Annotated in this window: 13 protein-coding genes and 2 pseudogenes; 7 read left to right on the top strand and 8 right to left on the bottom strand. The window is 65.3% G+C overall.

Annotated elements, in window-relative coordinates:
- Positions 1-11 precede the first annotated feature (11 nt).
- From ACSHT8_RS15375 to ACSHT8_RS15355, 5 genes and pseudogenes are all read right to left on the bottom strand, one after another.
- Positions 12-956, bottom strand: coding sequence for a hypothetical protein (locus ACSHT8_RS15375; protein ID WP_436501720.1), 945 nt, complete (start codon positions 954-956; stop codon positions 12-14).
- 59 nt (positions 957-1,015) lie between these two features.
- On the bottom strand, positions 1,016-2,593 hold the full coding sequence (locus ACSHT8_RS15370; protein ID WP_436501719.1) for a GMC family oxidoreductase N-terminal domain-containing protein: 1,578 nt from the start codon (positions 2,591-2,593) through the stop codon (positions 1,016-1,018).
- Positions 2,590-3,219, bottom strand: coding sequence for a DUF5987 family protein (locus tag ACSHT8_RS15365; protein WP_436501718.1), 630 nt, complete (start codon positions 3,217-3,219; stop codon positions 2,590-2,592). The genes ACSHT8_RS15370 and ACSHT8_RS15365 overlap by 4 nt, the downstream gene beginning before the upstream one ends.
- Positions 3,220-3,789: a hypothetical protein gene (locus tag ACSHT8_RS15360; RefSeq protein ID WP_436501717.1), complete on the bottom strand. Its 570-nt coding sequence runs from the start codon at positions 3,787-3,789 to the stop codon at positions 3,220-3,222.
- Positions 3,790-3,931: 142 nt separating this feature from the next.
- Positions 3,932-4,038 (bottom strand): annotated as a pseudogene (locus ACSHT8_RS15355) (IS5/IS1182 family transposase); the annotation flags it as partial.
- 90 nt (positions 4,039-4,128) lie between these two features.
- Between ACSHT8_RS15355 and ACSHT8_RS15350 the strand changes: the two are divergent.
- Both ACSHT8_RS15350 and ACSHT8_RS15345 read left to right on the top strand, forming a co-directional pair.
- A protein-coding gene (locus tag ACSHT8_RS15350; RefSeq protein WP_436501716.1) for an IS3 family transposase occupies positions 4,129-5,288 on the top strand; the annotation gives its coding sequence in 2 pieces (ribosomal slippage) (positions 4,129-4,395 and positions 4,398-5,288; 1,158 coding nt in all).
- A 288-nt stretch (positions 5,289-5,576) separates the two neighbouring features.
- A complete protein-coding gene (locus ACSHT8_RS15345) occupies positions 5,577-5,951 on the top strand; it encodes an IS66 family transposase (protein ID WP_436501715.1) in 375 nt (124 codons plus the stop codon).
- A 178-nt stretch (positions 5,952-6,129) separates the two neighbouring features.
- On the opposite strand, the gene ACSHT8_RS15340 is transcribed toward ACSHT8_RS15345, so the two are convergent.
- The gene (locus tag ACSHT8_RS15340) at positions 6,130-6,699 is read right to left on the bottom strand and encodes a hypothetical protein (protein WP_436501714.1); all 570 of its coding nucleotides are present in this window, start codon (positions 6,697-6,699) and stop codon (positions 6,130-6,132) included.
- A gap of 382 nt (positions 6,700-7,081) precedes the next feature.
- On the opposite strand from ACSHT8_RS15340, the gene ACSHT8_RS15335 reads away from it, so the two are divergent.
- The gene (locus ACSHT8_RS15335; RefSeq protein ID WP_436501713.1) at positions 7,082-7,987 is read left to right on the top strand and encodes a TIGR04222 domain-containing membrane protein; all 906 of its coding nucleotides are present in this window, start codon (positions 7,082-7,084) and stop codon (positions 7,985-7,987) included.
- A gap of 105 nt (positions 7,988-8,092) precedes the next feature.
- Here the strand turns inward: ACSHT8_RS15335 and ACSHT8_RS15330 are convergent, their stop codons facing one another.
- On the bottom strand, positions 8,093-8,620 hold the full coding sequence (locus ACSHT8_RS15330; RefSeq protein WP_436501712.1) for a GNAT family N-acetyltransferase: 528 nt from the start codon (positions 8,618-8,620) through the stop codon (positions 8,093-8,095).
- Between the two features lie 101 nt (positions 8,621-8,721).
- On the opposite strand from ACSHT8_RS15330, the gene ACSHT8_RS15325 reads away from it, so the two are divergent.
- Positions 8,722-16,119 (top strand): RHS repeat-associated core domain-containing protein, encoded by a 7,398-nt coding sequence (locus tag ACSHT8_RS15325; protein ID WP_436501711.1) that lies wholly within the window; start codon positions 8,722-8,724, stop codon positions 16,117-16,119.
- Between the two features lie 106 nt (positions 16,120-16,225).
- Here ACSHT8_RS15325 and ACSHT8_RS15320 read toward each other — a convergent pair whose 3' ends face one another.
- Positions 16,226-17,056, bottom strand: coding sequence for a hypothetical protein (locus tag ACSHT8_RS15320; protein ID WP_436501710.1), 831 nt, complete (start codon positions 17,054-17,056; stop codon positions 16,226-16,228).
- A 526-nt stretch (positions 17,057-17,582) separates the two neighbouring features.
- On the opposite strand from ACSHT8_RS15320, the gene ACSHT8_RS15315 reads away from it, so the two are divergent.
- The 3 genes and pseudogenes from ACSHT8_RS15315 to ACSHT8_RS15305 all read left to right on the top strand — a co-directional run bounded on the left by ACSHT8_RS15315 (position 17,583) and on the right by ACSHT8_RS15305 (position 19,109).
- Positions 17,583-17,780, top strand: coding sequence for a hypothetical protein (locus ACSHT8_RS15315; protein WP_436501709.1), 198 nt, complete (start codon positions 17,583-17,585; stop codon positions 17,778-17,780).
- Positions 17,717-18,373: pseudogene (locus ACSHT8_RS15310) on the top strand (asparaginase domain-containing protein); the annotation flags it as partial. The gene ACSHT8_RS15315 and the pseudogene ACSHT8_RS15310, both read left to right, overlap by 64 nt.
- A 265-nt stretch (positions 18,374-18,638) precedes the next feature.
- On the top strand, positions 18,639-19,109 hold the full coding sequence (locus ACSHT8_RS15305; protein WP_436501708.1) for a PPC domain-containing DNA-binding protein: 471 nt from the start codon (positions 18,639-18,641) through the stop codon (positions 19,107-19,109).
- The last annotated feature ends 37 nt before the right edge of the window (positions 19,110-19,146 follow it).

Here is a 19,146-nt window from a genome sequence, read left to right as displayed (position 1 = left end):
CCCGAACCTGATCAGAGCTGGCCCATCGCGTGCTGGTTGCCGACCTCGGCGTGCGCGTTTCCTTTGAGGTGCCACCGTCTGAGAAGAGTCCCGTCGGACGATCGCCAGGTTATGTCCGCGTCTGCCCGTTCACTGTTGTGGCAGATAGCTCGTGAGCCGTCGGGATTCGTATATGGCACAGCGACTGTGCGATCGGGCGGTTGGGTGACGATAACATCAAGCTGGTGGCGGCCAATGCGCCCCCACACCCGCCAGGTCGGCTGGCCGATGTCCGAATAGATCCTCCGTGCGGCAAGCAATGTGCCGCCGCTCGGGTAGTCGACGCCGTCAAGCCGAAGGCGCACGAGTGGCAACGGGCGTAGACGTCGAAGCCCTGGCCGTGTGGACACCGCAGCTACCACCTCGAGAACATCGCCGTTGCCGAGGTCTGCGTGCAGCCATGCCCAGCGTCGTGCGTTGCCGTGCCCGTAGATACGCGCGGTGCAGCCTGGTGCGGCCGTGATCCTTAGTTCCTGGTCGCCATAGCGGACGGTTCCGCGGTAGGTGGCGTTCGGCACAGGCACGACCTGCGCGGCTGGCAAGAGCTCCCTTCTCCAGACCCACCTGGGGAACGTAAAGAGCGGCGACCCTCCGTCAGTTGAACTTTGCAGATCCCAGGCGATGCCCGACGCTTGGCCAGATAGATTTCCTGCGGTGACTCGGACCGAATCGGCCAGGAAGTCGACGCCGTCCACTGGCAGCCAGTCGGTGGGTCCGAACCGGCCGAAGATTGGCTCGCCTGCGATCGGAAACACTGTTGCCCAACCGTGGGCGTAGGCCGGTCGACCATCGGTCGGCGCGATGAGTTCGTGGTGTAGCCACACACCGATGCCCGTAGCCGGATCGGTGAAGGTCGTGTACCAAACCTCCAGTCTCCCGCGTTGTCCACGCCAGCGTGACGCCATCAAGTCGTCCAAGTCTTGGCTCCGTTCAGCTGCGCACCGCAGGGATGTTGCACGGTCGAGGGATATAGCCATCATCGCAAGGGTGAGGGGAGGCCTTGGCGCACCGGAACACCGGACGAGGCGAGTCGGTCGAGGATGAAGGAGGAGGCGCGGTCAGCCAGAGCTGCGATGGTCAGGGACGGGTTCACACACAAAGCTGTCGGAACCGCGGCCCCGTCGGTGACAAACAGTCCCGGGTGGCCGCGCAGCTCGTGTCGGTGGTCGAGAGCCGACACCGCCGGATCGTCGCCTATCCGACAGGATCCCAGCGGGTGAGCCGTGACCGTGCCTCCAGGCTCCTCGTGCCACGCCGATACGGTCGCCAGGGCGTCTCGTTCAAAGACGCCTCTTAGCTCGGCGTCGGCGGAAGCCCAGCCGCGCCGGGTCGATGGGCTTGGTCGGTATCGCATACTCCCCATCCCGAGTGCGGGCCCGATCCGGGTGAAGCTTCCAGTGGGTGGTGGAACTCCGAAGGTTCCCTCGTTGTCGTCCTCGGTCATCGCCAGCAACGTCAACCAGGATCGCCAGCGGCTGCGCATTTGCTTCTTAGGCAAGCCCCACCACTCCGGGGCCGATGCGAGGGCGTTGGTAATCGGCGGGAAGTAAATCTGCTGAAGCGAGAATCGTTCGAACTCCGGCATTGAACCGTCCAAACGGTCGAAGCACATCGTAGTGATCGCCTTGCCTATCGGGAATGCGTCGTAGGCGATCCCAGGTGCACGGGAGAGGCCGAGCACGTCGCGTACCCGGTCTTCGCTCATCACGGCGATGCTGACTCGATCACCGTTGCCTGAGAAGTAGCGACCGACCGCGGCGGGCATGTCGCCGAGCGTACGAGTTGACCGCTGCAGGATGACCGGGGTCCCCACCGCGCCTGCCGCGAGCACGGCAACCTTCGATTCCAGACACACTGTGTCTACAGGCGCCTTCAGACCTGCGTCAAATACCAGAATGGTTAGCCGGTAGCGATATCCAGGTGTCAAGGCCGGCGAGATGGACTGGACCTCGTGCAGTGGACGGATCTGTGCACCGTGTGCTTCGGCCGCCGGAAGGTAATTGAGCAGCAAGGATCGTTTTGCGTCGAACTGACAACCTGCGAGCATCCAGTTGCAGTTGACGCATCGCGTCAAGTCGACCGCGACTGGGACCGGGTTGCAGGTGCGGCCAGCGTTGGCACAGGCAGCGGCGAAGAGCCCACCCGCGTAGGAGATCTCCGACCAACTCTGCTGAGCTACGGGTAACGACGCCTCGATGCGTTCGTACCATGGGTCCAGCGTCACACGGGTCAGGGCCGCGGGCCACAGCCGCGCACCGAGACTGCCCTGCCGGTCGAAAACGAAGCTGGGGGCACGAAGCGACGCGGCGTAATACACCACGCTCGAGCCGCCGACGCAGTTGCCCGCGAGCACGGTGACGCCGTCACCGATGATGGCATCGATCGCCTTCGTGTAGGTGCCGACCGCGAGATCCTGTTCGAAGTCGTGGTTGTGCAGCCGGGGTCCGCGCTCCAAGATCACGACGCGTGCGCCTGCCGCCGCACAACGGTATCCCGGGATGGCGCCACCGAATCCGCTGCCGATGACAGCTACATCGGTGGTCTCGACGGTCACAACGGATTCCCGGCGACCGTGGTTCTCGGATGCGTGTCCGAGAGCTGACGACGATACGAGTAGTCCGGGAAGCGCCACAGCCCGTCCGAGCCGGGTAAGGGGAACCTGACAAAGGTCATCCCTGGGTGGCGATTGAGCACAGCTTCCGCTGTGTGGCGATGCGCCGCGGAGTCGAAGGCGGCCGAGGCGAGCAGCGCCATAAGTGTCCAGACAATCCGATCCTGCCCGCGGAGCAGATCGTCGACGACCGCCGTTCGATGCGGGAATGTCAGGCCGACGAATGATGGGACCCGCAACGGCAGCAGGATCAGGTGGGTTGCCGCGTACCAGATTGCTCTGGCGTTCAGTGCGGCCGCGACTCCGGGGAGCATCGGACCAAGGCCGACCAGCGGATGACACAGAAGATCGAGGTAACCGACATCGGCACCACCCGGCGGACCTGCCGCGCCCGCCACGGCCGCGTCCCCGGAGAACCGCTTCGCTCCGGGAAGCAGTGTGTCCGCGAACGCTTCCAACGTCATGGTGGTTGTTTGATCGGTCGCGTCGGCGCTGGAGTTGGAGGTGGGTGCCAGCGGCAGCCCGGCCAGTGCGCTCAAGGCTGCCGTGATGAGCGTGCGGCGGTCCACTCAACACCACCAGCCGGACGGGATGTCGACCGCAAATCCGGACTCGCCGTACTCGTCGCCGTACCGAGCTAACGCATCGGCTAACAGGGGGTACTGGGGTCTCAACGCTATCGCGACATCACCGACTCCGGCGGTCGCGCCGTGGATCCGGAAGTCGCGTAGCAATATGGCTGCCTTGCCTCTGGCCTTGTCGAACCAGTAGCTGCCGTTCCAGGCAACATAGGGAACGCTGCCAGCAGTGTGCTGCACACTCCAGTGATCGACTTGCCAGTACCGGCATGACGGGATCGCGACCGCGATCCTGGTGGGCTCCGCTAGGAGAAACGCCTCAGCGCCTCCGTTGTCGAAGGTGATGTCGCGTTTGCTGTACTCCACGCATAACGGGCTCTCGGCAAACAGCCACCACGGCGGCTTCTCGCCCTCGCCGAAGTGATGCCAACGACACTGCGGCGCGAAGTCGGGGTCGCGGTAGACCATGGACGCTGTGCCTTCGTTGGCGACAGATGGTGGAGGGAGGAACAACAACGATGCCCCGACCAGGAAGGTTGCGGCAATTGACTTCCAACCCATGGGCACTCCTGGACCGAGGCGCGAGATGTTTCGATGGCCGCGGCGGTGCTCAAGCCATCAGCGTCATGGTGGATCCGTGACGAAGCGGTCGACAAGATCCACCGGCTCTCGCATCCGTCTCACCAGTCTCACTGAACCCTTTTCATCCTGCGGTGATCTCGTAGTTCTGTAGGACGTGGATGGCTTTGGCGTATTGGCCGGCGCTGCGGGGCAGCAGCGGAGTTCGCCCAGGACACGCCAGGTCTTGAGTCAATGCCGTTCAGTTAGGGTTCGGGACTGCCCCGAGTCTGGTTGACACCTGACCTGTGAGGATCCGTCCTCGCTTGGAAGGATGTCGCTGTGCCCAAGCCATACCCCAGGGAGTTCCGCGTCGACGTGGTTGCTGTCGCGCGCAAGGGTGAAGCCCCGCTGAAACAGATCGCGAAGGACTTCGGGATCTCCGAGGGCTGTCTTCACAATTGGATGAAGGCCGCCGACATCGAGGACGGTGTTCGTCCTGGCCTGGCCCGCGAGGAGTCCGAGCAACTGCGCGAGCTCAAGAAGCGTAACCGGCTGCTGGAGCAGGAGAACGAGGTGCTGCGCAAGGCCGCGGCGTATCTCGCGCAGGCCAATATCAGCCCAAAATGATGTTCCCGCTCGTTCGTGAGTTGGCCGCGGCGGGCGCCCGTGTTCGGGTGCCGGTCGCGGTGACGTGTCGGGTGCTCGGGTTCTCCCGTCAGGCCTACTACGCCTGGTTGGTGCAGCCCGTCTCGCAGCGTGATGTCGCTGACGCCTATCTGACCAACGCGGCGGTCGATGTGCACCGAGACGATCCGGAGTTCGGCTACCGGTTCATCGCCGACGAGCTCAAGGCCGCAGGGCACCGAGTCGGGGAGAACCGGGTCTGGCGGCTGTGCTCACAGCAGGGCCTGTTCTCCGCGCACTCGAAGAGGCGTGGTCTCAGCCGCAAGTCCGGGCCGCCGGTGCACGACGATCTGGTCGGCCGGGCCTTCACCGCCGGCAAGCCGAACGTCAAGTGGCTGGTCGACATCACCGAACACCGGACCGGCGAGGGCAAGCTCTATCTGTGCGCGATCAAGGACTGCTATTCCAACCGGATCGTTGGGTACTCCATCGACACCAGGATGAAGTCCTCCCTGGCCGTCGCCGCGCTGCGCAACGCTGTCGCGATGCGTTCACCGGACGGCACGATCGTGCACAGCGATCGCGGCAGCCAGTTCCGATCACGCAAATTCCTCAACGCACTCAAGGGTTCCGGCATGGTCGGATCGATGGGTAGGGTCGGCGCCTGCGGCGACAACGCAGCGATGGAGTCATTCTTTGCCTTGCTGCAGAAGAACGTGCTCGACCGCAGGCACTGGTGCACCCGTGACGAGCTCCGCCTGGCGATCGTCACCTGGATCGAGACCAAGTACCACCGACGACGCCGACAACGCGGCCTGGGCCGCCTCACGCCAGTCGAGTTTGAGACCATCTACACGACCGCCCAGGCGGCCTGAGAACCATCACCCCGAGTGTCAATCAGACCGGGGGCAGTCCCGTCAAGGACTACATGGAGTGCCTTCTTCGCCGCCGCCCGCGTTGGTCGCTGTCAGCGATCCTGGTGCTGACGGCCTGGATCCGGTTGACGCGCATCTGTTGCGGGAGTTGGTCGCGGTGACCGAGACCGGGCACGTCGGCGATGGTGGCTGGTGTTGGGCCGATCAGGTTCGCGATGGGTTGCTGGAGTTGAAAGCCTTGGTGAGCAAGGTGGCTTCCGCTGGTTGTGTTGCCATCGACCCGACACCTTGGCGACCCATGTCCGCCTGATCCGATCCGCCGCGGTCATCGCGAAGGCCGCCACCCGTCAACGCGGCACCCCGGTCGAGGCCAAGCATCATGCCCTGGCACGCCGGATCCTGGACCGGCAAGCCGACTACCTGCGGTTCGCCACCGATTTCCGGGTTCCCCTCGACAACAACGCCGCCGAACGCGAGATCCGGATGATCAAACTCCGCGAGAAGGTCTCCGGATGCATGCGCACCCTCGCCGGAGCCCGGGACTTCGCCGCGATCCGTTCCTATCTGGCACCGCTAACCACACGAAAGATCCGGACTACGGGGGTTGTCAACAGTGGACAGCTTACCACAATTCGTAAGCCCATTTGTCGGCGCGTTCGATGAGGTCGAGGCCGTCGTCGAGGACGGCGTTGCTGACGCCCCGCCCCACCGATTTCACCGTGTACTCATCGGATTTGAGGATTCGGGCGCCGAAACGTAGAAGTTTGGCGTGACACGTTACGCCTCGCAGTGTGGTGACCACCTCAGGAGGCGCAACGTGCACAGCCGCTCGCTAGCCGCGTCAGAAGACGTTCAATTCGACTCCGTACTTCTTACCGAGCTCTCGTACCTGATTTCGGAACACGCCATTCGCCTTGTTCATATAGTCAATCACAGCCTGCCTGTGCATCCCCGCGTCGCGAATCGCCGTATTCAACGAGAGGATCTCGCTATGCCAAATTCCCTCGAATTGAAGCCTCAACAAGGCGTTGTCTTCCTTGGGTCGAAGTGGTCCGCGGTTCATTAGATAGTCTAACTGACTTCCGGCTTCGGCGATTTCCGCATTGCACCCGGCTACAAACTCCGCGTCGACCCGATACTCGTCGGCGAACTTGGCCTTAAGCGCGCTAAAGAGTTCGTCGAACACACTCGCCGGTCTGCGGCTTGCCTGGCGGCCGATTTGGCTGCGGTTGTCGCTGGTTTGCTTGCGGCTGCTGCTGGTATTCCGCTGCCGCCGCTGCCGTCGCCGCTGGCGATGTCGCTGCGGTGTCCCGCTATCCCACGGGCTCACAGCACCATAGACCCACGACATCACCGAGCCGGCCGCCCACAAATTTTCAGCCCGCCAGCACGCCCGCGCCAGCGGGCACACCCGCTATCCCATGAATGGTGTTTCTGGCGGTTCGGTTCAGTAGGTTTCAGCGACCGGCCAGCGATCGCTGAACGTGATGGCGAATGCGTTGATCGCGCGGTGTCTGTCATGGGTCGTTCAGCGGGGCGGGGTCGTTGCGAGCCTCGCGAACAGGCGACTGGGCGCCTGTTCTCTCCCGGGTGGAGGGTCAGCGGCCCGGCCGGTGGCATGGGGGTGTAGTGCCCGGGGCCGGCCGCGGGTGGCGTCGGTGGCCGGTCTTCTTCGGGTGTGGTTTGGGGGGTTTCCCGATGTGTGGGGTGCGTTTCGCGCGGCATCGTGACCGGGTTCTGGCCAGGGCTGGCTGTGGCTTGGTGGCTGCAATCGGATGTGAGGATCGCCGCGAATGTCTGAGGATCTGTGGGGTTTGTCGGGTGGGCGGTTTCTTGTGGTCTATTGGGTGGTGATCGTTGTCGTGGTCGATGTGAATGTGTGGGGGGTTTTCTATGCGCGTCGTGTTCGGCGTGGTGTGTCTTCGTCGCTTGGGCGTCGGCTCGATCCTTATGAGATTGCTTTGTTGAGGGGTGGTTTCCAGCGTGTGGTGGATACCGCGGTCGCCGGGCTGATCGCCCGCGGTGCTGTGAGGGTGGACCGGTCGGGAGTCGGGCGTCCGACGGGTGGGGCGGTTCCGGCGGACCCGTATGAGGCGTACGCGTTGGGCAGGATCGGGTCCTCGCATCGTTTGACGGCGCCGTCTGCCGCCGGGTTTGCCGCTACGTCGGTCGGGGGTTCGTTGGTGGGTGGGCTGGTGGCGGTGGGTCTGTACACCGATCCCCGCAGGGTCGCGCGTGCGCGCCGCGGTCCGTGGTTGTTCGCGTTGGTCGTCGCGGCCGGTGTCGTGCGTCTTGTGGCCGCGCTCGGCCTCGGGCGCCCGGTGGCGTTGTTGGTCATGAGTCTGGTGTTGTCGTTGGTCGTCTGGTTGGTGGTCGCGATCTGTGTGTTCGCGATGACGGCGCCTCGCGCCACTGGTCGTGGCCGCGCGGCCGTGCAACAGGCACGTGCCGGCGCGATCTCGGTGGAAACCGATGGGTCGCCTGCCCTGTGGGCTGCTGTCGCTGTCGCGCTTGGTGGACTGGTGGCGTTCCCGGACGCCGACATCGCCGACGCTTTCGCCCAATCGACGCCGTCGACGTCGTCGTCGGCTGAGTCGCAGTCCGACTCGGACGGTTGCGCGGCCTCGGCCGGTTGCGCGGCGGGATGTTCCAGCGGCGTGTCTTCGTGTGGTGGAGGAGGGACGGGTTGTGGGGGATAGATCGAAACGGTTGTCCGTCCGCGGGTCGCGGCTCCGGGTGACGGGAGCGAGGCGGTCGGCGCGTTCTCGCATGTGGTGTAGTTGTCTGCCGTCGCTGTGATCGGCTTATGTTTGTAGTTCGTTTTCGAGCAGGGTCATGATGATGGTGTCGTGCCAGTGGCCGTTGTGGCGGGCGGCGTGGCGGATGCGGCCGTCTTCGGTGAAGCCGATTTTGCGGTAGAGGGTGCGGGCGCGTTCGTTGTCGGCGACGACGGTCAGTTCGATGGCGTGCAGGCGCATCGTGGTGAATCCGTATCGGCATATCAGTCGCATGGTCTCGGTGCCGATGCCGTGGCCCCACACGTCGGTCTCGCCGAGGTAGATGTCGAGTTCGGCGCGGCCGAGGTGGTGGCGGGTGTCGCGCAGTTGCACGATGCCGACGAATCTGTGGTCGGCGATGGTTTCCACGGCCAGGGCGATCCGCTCGTAGGAGTTGGGTGCGCGGGTGGCGAAGCGTTCACGGAACTGGAACAGCGACTCGGGGAAGTCGGTGTCGAACCACCGCATGATCTCGGGGTCGGAGTTCCACCGCCACAGTGTGTCGGCGTCGCCGAGCTCCAGCGGCCGCAACCGCACCTTCGTCCCTATCAGCATGGATCCAGTGTGCAGAAACGACTCGACGACCTCAACAGCCATCCCGACCTGTCGTCGGCAGGGTGGTCGCGCGGCGAGACGCCGCGGGATCGATTCGACTGATGGGTTCGATCACCTGCCCGCATCGGGGGACTCGGCGATCAACGCCTCGATCATCGCGCTCCCTGGGCCGTTCGTGGTGTGCGGTGTTGCGGGTGTTTGGGGTGGGGGTTGGGGGGTGGTCCTGGTGTGGTGGTGGGGGTGTGTGGGGTGGGGTGTGGGGTGGGCGCGGTGTGCGCTTGTTCCCTGTGTGTGGTTTGGAGTTGGTGTTGATGTCTCGGGTGTGGAGGTGGGTCGCTGGTCTCACGGTGGTGGGGTTGGTGGCTTCTGTGGTGTCGGTGTTGTCGTGGGGGGTGGCGTGGGCTGTGGGTGGGCGGCCTGTGTTGCCGGTGGCGGTGTTCGGTGTGCCGGGTGGGGGGTTGCCGGTGGGGCCGGCGGTTGGTGGGGGTGTGTTGGGTGGTTCGTGGGGGGTGTCGTCGGCGGGTGGGGCGTCGTACACGGTGCCGTTGGATGTGCCGCCGGGTCGGGCGGGGATGGCTCCGTCGGTGGGGTTGTCGTACACGTCGAGCCAGGGGGACGGTTCGGCGGGCGTGGGGATGTCGGTATCGGGGCTGGGGTCGCAGATCTCGCGGTGTGGCAAGTCGTTGCAGGTCGATGGGGTGAAGCGGGGGGTCAATTACGACGCTGAGGACCGGTTCTGTCTGGATGGGCAGGAGTTGGTTGTGGTGTCGGGCACCTATGGGGCTGGGGGCAGTGAGTACCGCACGGCCGGGGATGTGTTCGCCAAGGTCGAGGCGAAGAACTATCCGGTGGAGGGGCAGCCGGAGGCGTCGCCGGCGACGGGGCCGGATCGGTTCGAGGTGCGGACGCGGGATGGTCGTGTCGCGACGTATGTGGCGTGGTCGGCGACGGGTTCGCAGGAGAGTGTGCAGACCTCGTCGGAGACGTCGAATCCTCCGGCGAATGACAAGTACACGCAGGTGCCGAATTGGGCGCCGGTGTCGGAGGACCTGGTCTCGCGTCGGGTGGGGTGGGAGTTGTCGACGGTCGCGGATCGGTTCGGCAACGAGATGCGCTACGAGTACAACGCGGCGGATTTCTCGTCGTGGGTGAATCCGCAGTCGCCGGGGGATCCGTTCGGGTCCGAGCGGCTGCTGTCGAAGATCACCTACACGTGGGGGGCGGGTTTCCCGGCGGCGCGGTCGGTGGAGGTCGTCTGGGAGGACCGGCGCAATGTCGATCCGGTGGACGCGTCGAAGTTCGTGACCGACTACGGGTTGTCGTTTGTGTCGGGGGTGCGGTTCAAGCAGACGAAGCGGATCAAGGAGATCCGGATGTGGGCGCCGGATCCGGATCAGGTGAAGGTGGTGCGTACCTACAAGTTCGACTACCAGACGATGGATCCGGCCGCGGGTGTGGTGCGTTCGCGGTTGGCGAAGCTGACGATGTGTGGGGCGTCGGGGGGGTGCGCGGTGGCCAAGCAGTTCGAGTGGGCGACACCGCAGACGCCGTCGTTCGCCTCGGCGCAGACGGTGGCGTCGTTCCCGCTGCCTGCCGGGGACCACGAGGTCCCGCCGGGGGCACGCACTGGTGACTACAACGGTGACGGCGCGGCGGATCTGGTGTTCTTCGAGAGTTTCCTCCAGTGCGGGAACTGTGCGGCGCCTCCGGACAAGGTGTTGATGAGCAAGCGGGACGCCGCGGGTGTGGTGGCGCCGCTGGCGGAGTCGTTCACCGCGGGCGGGCAGGGTGACTACCCGTTCAACACGGGGATCTGGGCCGAAACGCACCTGGCGGATACGCGTCCGATGGACTTGGAGGGCGACGGCAAGACCGATCTGTCGCTGGGCGGTGAAAAGATTGGTGTGTCGAATGGGTCCGGCGTTGATTGGTACTACCAGTACGCGAGGGTGTTGACGTGGGACGCGGCGACGCACACGTTCAAGACGGCGCACGCGTTCCCGAGTTCGGAGTCGGAGTGGGCTTGGGAGGATTGGGGGGATGTCAACGGGGACGGTCGGATGGACCGGTTCGCGGCGTGGAAGGGCCCCGATGGGTGGCGAGTGACGCTGCGGCTCAATACCGGTGGTGTCGGGCCTTTGGCGTTCGGCCCGTCGATGGTCTATCCGGACGTCATAGTCCCGAACTGCGCGCATCAGGTGACGGACACGAATGGTGATGGCCGGGCGGAGTTGTTGCTGGAGCGGATGTCGACGTACTACCCGTACGAAAATTCGTGTGGTCGTGGCGCCGATGTGGACGCGTTCGGGTTCGACCCGTCGAACGGCGGCAGCCTGACGGTGACGCGTGGGGGTGCCAAGCACCAGGGTTTGAGCCCCGCTCCGGGTGGGGCGAGGACGCATCCGTGGCTGGCGCCGCAGGATCTGTCCTACAAAGAGCCGAACTACGGTTCGAGCATCGTTCACTACAACAACGAGCTGTTCCCGAAGAAGACGTTCTTCGGTGATTTCAACGCCGACGGGTTGGCCGACACGCTGGTCGTGGGCAGGGATCTGAACGAGCAAGGTTTGAGCCAGGCCGCGGGGCCGGCGAGGATTCTGTGGAACACCGGTGTCGGGCTGCGCTTGGACTCCGGTGCGGCGTCCGCGGCGTTCGGTGTGCCGCATGACGAGCTGCTCGATGTGCGGATCGGTGACATGAACGGTGACGGCCGCGATGACGTCGTCAGCTTCTGGAACACCGACCTGCAGCATGACAAGCCCCAGGTCGGCGACTGGTCGTGGATCGCGAACGGGCAGGACAAGGTCACGGTCATGCTCTCCCGCGGGGACGGGTCGTTCCAGCGCAACGACATGGTCGCGCCCGCGGGCATGCCGCGCATCGAGGGCCGGGTGTTCTCCCAGCTCGCCGATTTCACCGGCGACGGACGCCCGGACATCATGACCCACGGCGGGACGAACCTGACCGTGATGACGCAGAACACGCCACTCACCGACCGGGTGGTCTCGGTGTCCGACGAGAACGCCGCGCATCCGCAGATCAGGGTGGACTACGACACCGCGTGGACCGACCGCGCGGACCTGATCGCGCAGAACACGTGCGGGTTCCCGCTGGTGTGTGTGCGCTCGGGCATGCCGGTGGTGCGGTCGGTGACGGTCAACGACGAGATGTTCGACGGCACCGGCGCCCCCTACACCCTCAGGTACTCCTACGCCGATCCGGTGACCAACGCCCGGGCGGGGTTCGTCGGGTTCCGGGTGGTGCGCTCCTGGGACGAACACGCCGCCACCGAGACGGTCTCCACCTACGACCATGTGAAGACGTTGAGGGCCTTCAACAACGGCATGTCCGCGGCCTCGCTGACCCCGTTCGCCGCGACCCCCACCGACGTGACCACCGCGACGTTGATCGACGAGGTGGACTGGGAACAACCGCCGCCCTCGGCGCGAGCGCGGATCACCCGGGTGCGGACCGAGACCCCGGAGATGCGGGAGCTCAACGGCGGGAAGTCGTTCGTCACGTATCCGACCGGGTCGATCACCGAGACCTCGGAGACACAGGTGGCGGTGAACTGGTCACCGAGCCTTCTCGGCACCCAGGACGTGCAGCACCTGAGCTTCGACCCCGCCACGCTGGCGCCGTTCACCACGTCCCGGGTGGAACTGTCCGAAGTGGTCAACGGCCAGATCAAGGCCTGGTTCGACGACTTCGGCAACCCGACCAAGAGCGTCACCCGCTCCGGGGCCGGCGACATCACCACCACCACGACCACGACCGACGTCAACGCGGCGGTGTGGTTGATCGGCAAACCCAAACACAGCGAGGTGACCTCGTCCTCGGCGACGCCGGGGGCACCAGGGGCGGTGACCCGGACCGTCGACCATGTGACCGACCCGGTGACCGGGTTGCCGATCTCGACCACCACCCAGAAAGGCACCGCCGACGAGGTGACCGCCACGGTGCAACGGCACGCCACCGGCGGGGTGACCCAACAGAAGGTCTCCGCGGCGGGGCAACCCGACCGGATCACCCACATCGAGTACCTGCTGGCGCCCGGGCCGGGAGTCCCCGCCAACGGGATGCCACTGAACGGTCCGGACGAGCGGATCTTCCCGGTGCAGACCTGGGTGGAACGCGGCGAGACCGCCTACCAGCCCTCCACCTGGACCGTGCACCACCCCGCCCACGGGACCGTGCTCGCCTCCTGGGTGCTCACCGACGCCAAGTCCAGCCCCGCCGACTTGGTGTCCGGCACGACCCACAGCGCCGCGCTGATCGACGACCTGGGCCGCGTGGTCAAGACCACCGGCGACGGCGTCGCGCCCACCGAGATCGCCTACGCCCACCACCTCGACGGCAACGGCAAGATCATCGGCACCAAGGTGAGCACCGAGGTGCACACCACCCCCGCACCCAACATCACCAAGAACACCACCACTGTGATCGCCGACCAGTTGGGTCGTGCCCGTAAGTCCACTGTCACCGGGTTCGACGGCAGCGCGGTCGTGTCCACCACCGGCTATGACTCGCTGGGCCGACCCTCATGGGTGACGCGGCCCAACAGCAACGACAAGGCCGTCACCACCTACGACAACCTGGGTCGCACGCTCACCGCGACCAGCCCGGACGGCAAGGTCACCGGCTACGCCTATCCGGACCCGTTCACCACGGTGGTGACGGACGCGGATGGGCACAAGTCCAAGTCCATTGTGGACGCCTCCGGTCGTGTGGTCACCTCCGGTGCCGCGCACAGCGGCGGGCAGTGGGCGATGGGCACGGTCAAGTACGGGCCCTTCGACCAGCCCTTCGAGTCCGTCGATGTCGACGGCAACACCACGACCACCACCTACCATGCGACCGGCGCGGTCAAACACGTCGCCGACCCCGACCGCGGCGCCACCGACTACACCTACAAACCGACCGGCGAGATCCACACCATCACCCACGCCGGATCCGGTGACGTCTCCACCTACCACTACGACGACCTCGGCCGGGTCACCACCGTCGCCGACCTCGACGCGCAGGCCAACCCGCCGGCCACCACGACCACCACCTACACCTGGGACACCCGCGACTACGGCCTCGGGCAACCCGCCTCCACCGTCTCACCCGACCAGATCACCACCCTGCACCACTACGACACCCTCGGCCGCGGCATCGGCACCGACTACATCCACACCGCCGCCGACTCCCTGTGTCCCGCGGCATCCCCATGCTCCTTCCGCCAGACCTACGACTGGGCCGGACGCGCCGACACCCTGACCTACCCCTCAGCCCCCGGCCGCCCGGACATGAAGATCCGCAACACCTACAACCAGTGGGGCCACCCCACCACCATCACCGACGTCTCCGACCCGCTCGCCCCCGCCACCCTGGCCCACATCACCACCGCCAACGCCGACCTCGCCCCCACCCAGATCACCCGCGCCCCCAACAACGGCCTCACCCAGACCAACACCTACGACCCCAAGACCGGCAGGCTGGACAAGACCACCACCACCAGCCCCGTCAACAACAAGACCCTGCAACACCTCGCCTACACCTACACCGACGCCGGACGCGTCCACACCAAAACCCAGAACGACGAGGCCACCGGCAACACCAACCGCGTCAACACCTACACCTACGACGACCTCGCCCGCCTGCACACCGACACCCTCACCAACAACGGCACCAGCACCACCACCACCTACACCCACACCCCCGGCGGCAACCTGCTCACCACCACCAACAGCACCGCACTTTCCCCCACCACCACCAACACCTACCCCACACCCGGCCAGGCCCGCCCCCACGCCCCCACCACCGCCACCAACCCCGCCGGTGACGGCACCGAGACCTACCACTACGACACCCACGGCCGCCAAACCGACATCACCGGCCCCACCAACAACACCCTCCGCCACACCACCTACACCCCGTACAACCTCCCCAAAACCATGACCGACAAAAACAACGCGACCACCACCTTCACCTACACCGCAGGCGGCGACCGCTTCACCGAAACCGGACCACTCGGCACCACCCTCACCATCAACAACCTCTTCGAACACCGCGCCACCCCCAACAACACCCACACCTGGATCTACACCATCCCCGGCGTCGGCCAAGCCGTCCACAACGGACAAACCACCACCATCGACTACACCCTCACCGACCCCCAAGGCACCCCCACCGCCACCACCACCGCCACCGGCCAACTCAACAACCCCGGCGGCCTCTTCCACGACGCCTACGGCGCCCGCACCACCCAAACCGGCGCCCCCATCCCCAACAACAACCAAAACCCCACGACCGGCGGCACCAACACCCACGGCTACACCGGCCACCAACACAACGACAACCTCCGCACCATCAACGCAAACGGCCGCATCTACGACCCCACCACCAAAACCTTCCTCACCCCCGACCCCATCCGCTCAAACCACCCCTACAACTACGTCAACGGCGACCCCACCAACCGAACCGACCCCACCGGCTACAACGACATCCCCAACGGCGGATACAGCGACGCCAGCGACTACTACACAAACCAACAAACCCCCAACTACGGACCCTGGGCCACCATCACCCCCACCCCCAACGAACCCATCACAACCTGCGGCGGCACCGACCAAAAACCCTGCACCAACGGCACCATCTCCGACGGAAACCGCTACACCGGACCCGGCGGCAACGGAGGCAGCGGCTGGAACGGAAACCAGATCGAAGGCCTCGAAAAAGCCTGGAACAACTCCATCGGAGCCGCCCTCAACAGCATGCTCGACGGCGCCCAAACCATCAACGAAGGCATTGAGAAGCTCCTCGACCTCCGCATCAACTGGAACATGACGATGCCCGGCATGATGCTCCTATCCAACCCACCCACCATCGAACCCACCGTCGAAACCCACCTCCAAACAGCCAGCAACCTCGCATCCATCGGCATCGGCGCCAACGGCATCGCCACAGCAGGTGAACAACTCGCCACCCTCGCCAACACAGGACGACCCTGGCTCACCAAACTCGCCCTCGAAACACTCCCCTACATCACCCTCGGCACCATCGGAGGCGGAGGATTCGGAGATGACGCCCCACCGCCGTCAACACTCAGAAAACCCGCAGTCGGCGGCATAGCAACGATCTACGAATACGACAAAGGAGCGCACTTTAGTATCAAGGTGACTGCCGACACAGGGCCGAGCTTGCATACCGAACTGCTGCCAGTGCCCAACTGGGCAACTATGACGAGCTCGGCCGTCGTTACGGAGACGGAAGATACGCTGTTTGACGTGCGCAAGTGGACTGTTCGGCTTCCGGACGCAGAGAGCGCGATGCAGCACCAGCGTATGGCAGTGAGAAACGGAATCGTTGGCGAGTATAGTAAGTACTACTTTAACTGTATGACGCATTGCGTCAACGTAATTCGCGCGGGAGGCGTGGCGGCTCCTGGAAATGCAACTGGTGGCGCTGCGGTGACCGCATTCTTCCTAAGAATGAGAAAGATGGCGCCAAGGTAGCTTGCCGCGCTCTTGATGTATTGATCGCGCCGGCCTCCGACTGCATATCGCTTTCGGAGGCCGGGGCGGTTGTAATGTCACCACGAAGCAGAACGCCGCGGCTCCGTTAGCGGGCGGCCACGCGGTGGCACGTCTCGACCGCAAGGCAGCCAGGCGAGCCGTGACCGCCGGTCCGGCGCCTGGAGACCTGGGCCTGTTGCCCGATGAACTGCTGGATGCCGACAGCGTCGCGCTGATCTACGACGAGGTCGAAGGACTCTGCTTCCACGGCGATTTCGACCCCCTCGATGCGCTCTTCGCCGACCCCGCACTGGCCGCTGACCGTACCCGTCTTGCCCAGTTGCGCGAGTACCTCGACGACGAGTCGCTCTCGCCGCTGGCGATCCGTCGCCTGGTAGCGCGTCACCCAGACGGCGCTGACTCGGTCTTTCGCACGCTTCTGCGCAAACCCGGTTTCTCCTGTGTCGCGTGACGGTGAGAAATTGACTGAACGCCACAAGAAGTCCTTCTTCGACCGCGATCCGATGCCCAGTGTCTCGGTCATCGGCGAACGCCTTGCCGAGCTTCTCCGGACCACGCGATAGTTGGAGCGCTCATGGCGAGTGTGGAAGTGGAGCGGGTACGTCGGTTGATCGACGGGCTGCGCCGCGACCGTCGGACGCACCCGCATCACGGGCGACAGGAGTACTACCAGCTGGCGGGCGACGTCGTTCTCCACCCTCTGCAGCGCGGCCAACGGTGCTACCAAAGCGGGAAGCGCGTCCTCCAGGGCAGTCGCTGCGTATAGCGCCTCAGGCGACGCCGACCCATGCGTGGCTGCGCTGGCTGCCTGCCTGGCCTCATCAAGCAGCCTGGCGGCAGTGTTCAGACAACCGCGGGCCGCGTCGACCTTGGCCAGTACTTCGACAAGGCTCGCCGCTAGAGGGTCGACCGACACTCGGCGATAGTAGCGAGAGTCTTGATCGCTGCCGTCAATCCCGAGATGCCCATCAACGACCTCCGGCGAGCTAACTGAAGAGCGCCGTTGGTGCGATCTCCCGTCTCCTGTGGGAGCGCCCGAACGGATCCTTCCGTTGATCGCGGCCGCGCTGATGGAGTCGTTCGGGGTCGAGGTCGATGTGAGCGCCGAACTCGAGTACTGAGCCATCGCGGGATCGCCCCGGATCAACGGCGCCGAGCGATCGTGAACTGGGTGGCCACGATGGCATCTGGCAGGTCGACGCCACCGATCACCGGCCCACCCTCCGCGAGTTCGCCGACTCCAATGGATACGCCCATGCTCACTCCGCGATCGCGGGCACGACAGCGCCTGGCCGTCTGCGAGTTCTTGCCGACTACCTCGAGTTGGACTGGCCATGGTTGAATCGGCGCTGCGCAGAACTGGGCGACCACGGTACCGCCGGCTTGGCGCAACCGCGGAGCTGCCGATCACTGTCCGCACGTGGTCCGAAGGGAACTCCAGGGTGTCTGATCTCCAGCAACCGGGGCGCCGCGTCGCTGTGTTCGGTCTTGGCGGCACCATCGCCATGACCAAGACCGGCGCCGGCGGTGTGGTGCCGCCCTATCCGCAGACCAACTCGTCGCGGCGGTCCCAGGCCTGGCCGACGCCGGGATCACCGTCGAAGTCGAAGACTTCCGCCGCAAGCCAGGCGCCTCGTTGACTTTCGATGACCTCTACGCACTCGCCGGCTCCGTCCGCGCTCGTTGCGACGAGGGCGTCGACGGCGTGGTGGTCACCCAAGGCACCGACACGATCGAGGAAACCGCATACCTGCTCGACCTACGCCACGCCGCACCACAACCGCTGGGCGTCACCGGCGCCATGCGCAACCCCACCCTCGCCGGAGCGGACGGCCCCACCAACATCCTCGCCGCCATCCAGGTCGCCGCGAGTCCAGACACCCGCGAGCAAGGCTGCCTCGTCGTGCTCGCCGACGAGATCCACGCCGCCCGTCGAGTCCGAAAGACCCACGCCACCAGCGGCGCGACCTTTCAGTCGCACAACGGCGGTGCACTCGGTGCCGTCATCGAAGGGCAGCCGCGCCTGCACAACCGGGTCACCTCCCGCACAGTGGTCCCCGCGTCCCCGCGTATCCCGGGCAAACGCGTCGGCTTGATCACCATCACCCTCGGCGACGATGGAGCGCTCGTCGACGCTGTCGCCAACAACGTCGACGGGCTCGTCGTCGCCGCCTTCGGCGTCGGGCACGTACCCGCGGACGTGGTGCCCCACCTGGATAAGGCCGCATCGCGCATCCCGGTGGTCCTAGCTTCACGGACAGGGGCAGGATTGACGTCGCGCACTACCTACGCCTTCCCGGCAGCGAACGAGATCTGCTCGAGCGCGGCCTCATTGGCTCCGGATTCCTGGACCCGCTCAAGGCGCGCATCCTGCTCCACAGCCTGCTCACCTCAAACGCCGAGCGAGAGAACATCGTCGCAGCCTTCGATGCCGCGGGAGGGTTCGCGGATCCGCAGACCTGGCCTTGGCCGGTCCCGACCATCTCCTAGGAGCGTTCGTGCGCAGTCACGACCTGACCGTCGGCCGCACCTTCGGCGTGACCTTCGACCACGGCGAGGACTTCTTCACCGCCCTGGCCGAGTTCTGCCGCGTCAACAACGTCCGCCAGGGCTACATCCCGTCCTTCATCGCCGGACTCAGCGAAGTCGACATCGTCGGAACCTGCGACAAGCTGGACGACCCCGCGGCGCCAGTCTGGACCAAGGTCCACCTCACCAACGTCGAAGCCTTCGGCGGCGGCACCCTCGCCTACGACCCTGACACCGACCAGGTCCTCCCACACATCCACGTCGCCGTCGGTCTCAAGGAACACAGCGCCACCGGCTACACCAGCCACCTCCTCGGTGCCCAGGTGCTCTTCCTGACCGAGATGCTTGTCATCGAGGTCACCCAACCCACCATGCTGCGCGAACGCCAACCTGACCTGTACGACGTGCCCCTCCTGAGATTCGTGCCCCGCGCGGACTAGGCCAGTCGGGCCAACCGACCTGCGGATCAATAGTCAA

It is taken from the genome of Actinokineospora sp. HUAS TT18 (assembly GCF_051364635.1).
Classification (GTDB): domain Bacteria; phylum Actinomycetota; class Actinomycetes; order Mycobacteriales; family Pseudonocardiaceae; genus Actinokineospora.
This window is presented reverse-complemented; position numbering and strand designations above follow the sequence as displayed.

Excerpts from the sequence above, each read along its gene's own strand:
- ACSHT8_RS15360 (WP_436501717.1), bottom strand. The coding sequence starts at position 3,789 with ATGGGTTGGAAGTCAATTGCCGCAACCTTCCTGGTCGGGGCATCGTTG.
- ACSHT8_RS15335 (WP_436501713.1), top strand. The coding sequence starts at position 7,082 with ATGTCTGAGGATCTGTGGGGTTTGTCGGGTGGGCGGTTTCTTGTGGTC.
- ACSHT8_RS15330 (WP_436501712.1), bottom strand. The coding sequence starts at position 8,620 with ATGCTGATAGGGACGAAGGTGCGGTTGCGGCCGCTGGAGCTCGGCGAC.
- ACSHT8_RS15325 (WP_436501711.1), top strand. The coding sequence starts at position 8,722 with ATGGGTTCGATCACCTGCCCGCATCGGGGGACTCGGCGATCAACGCCT.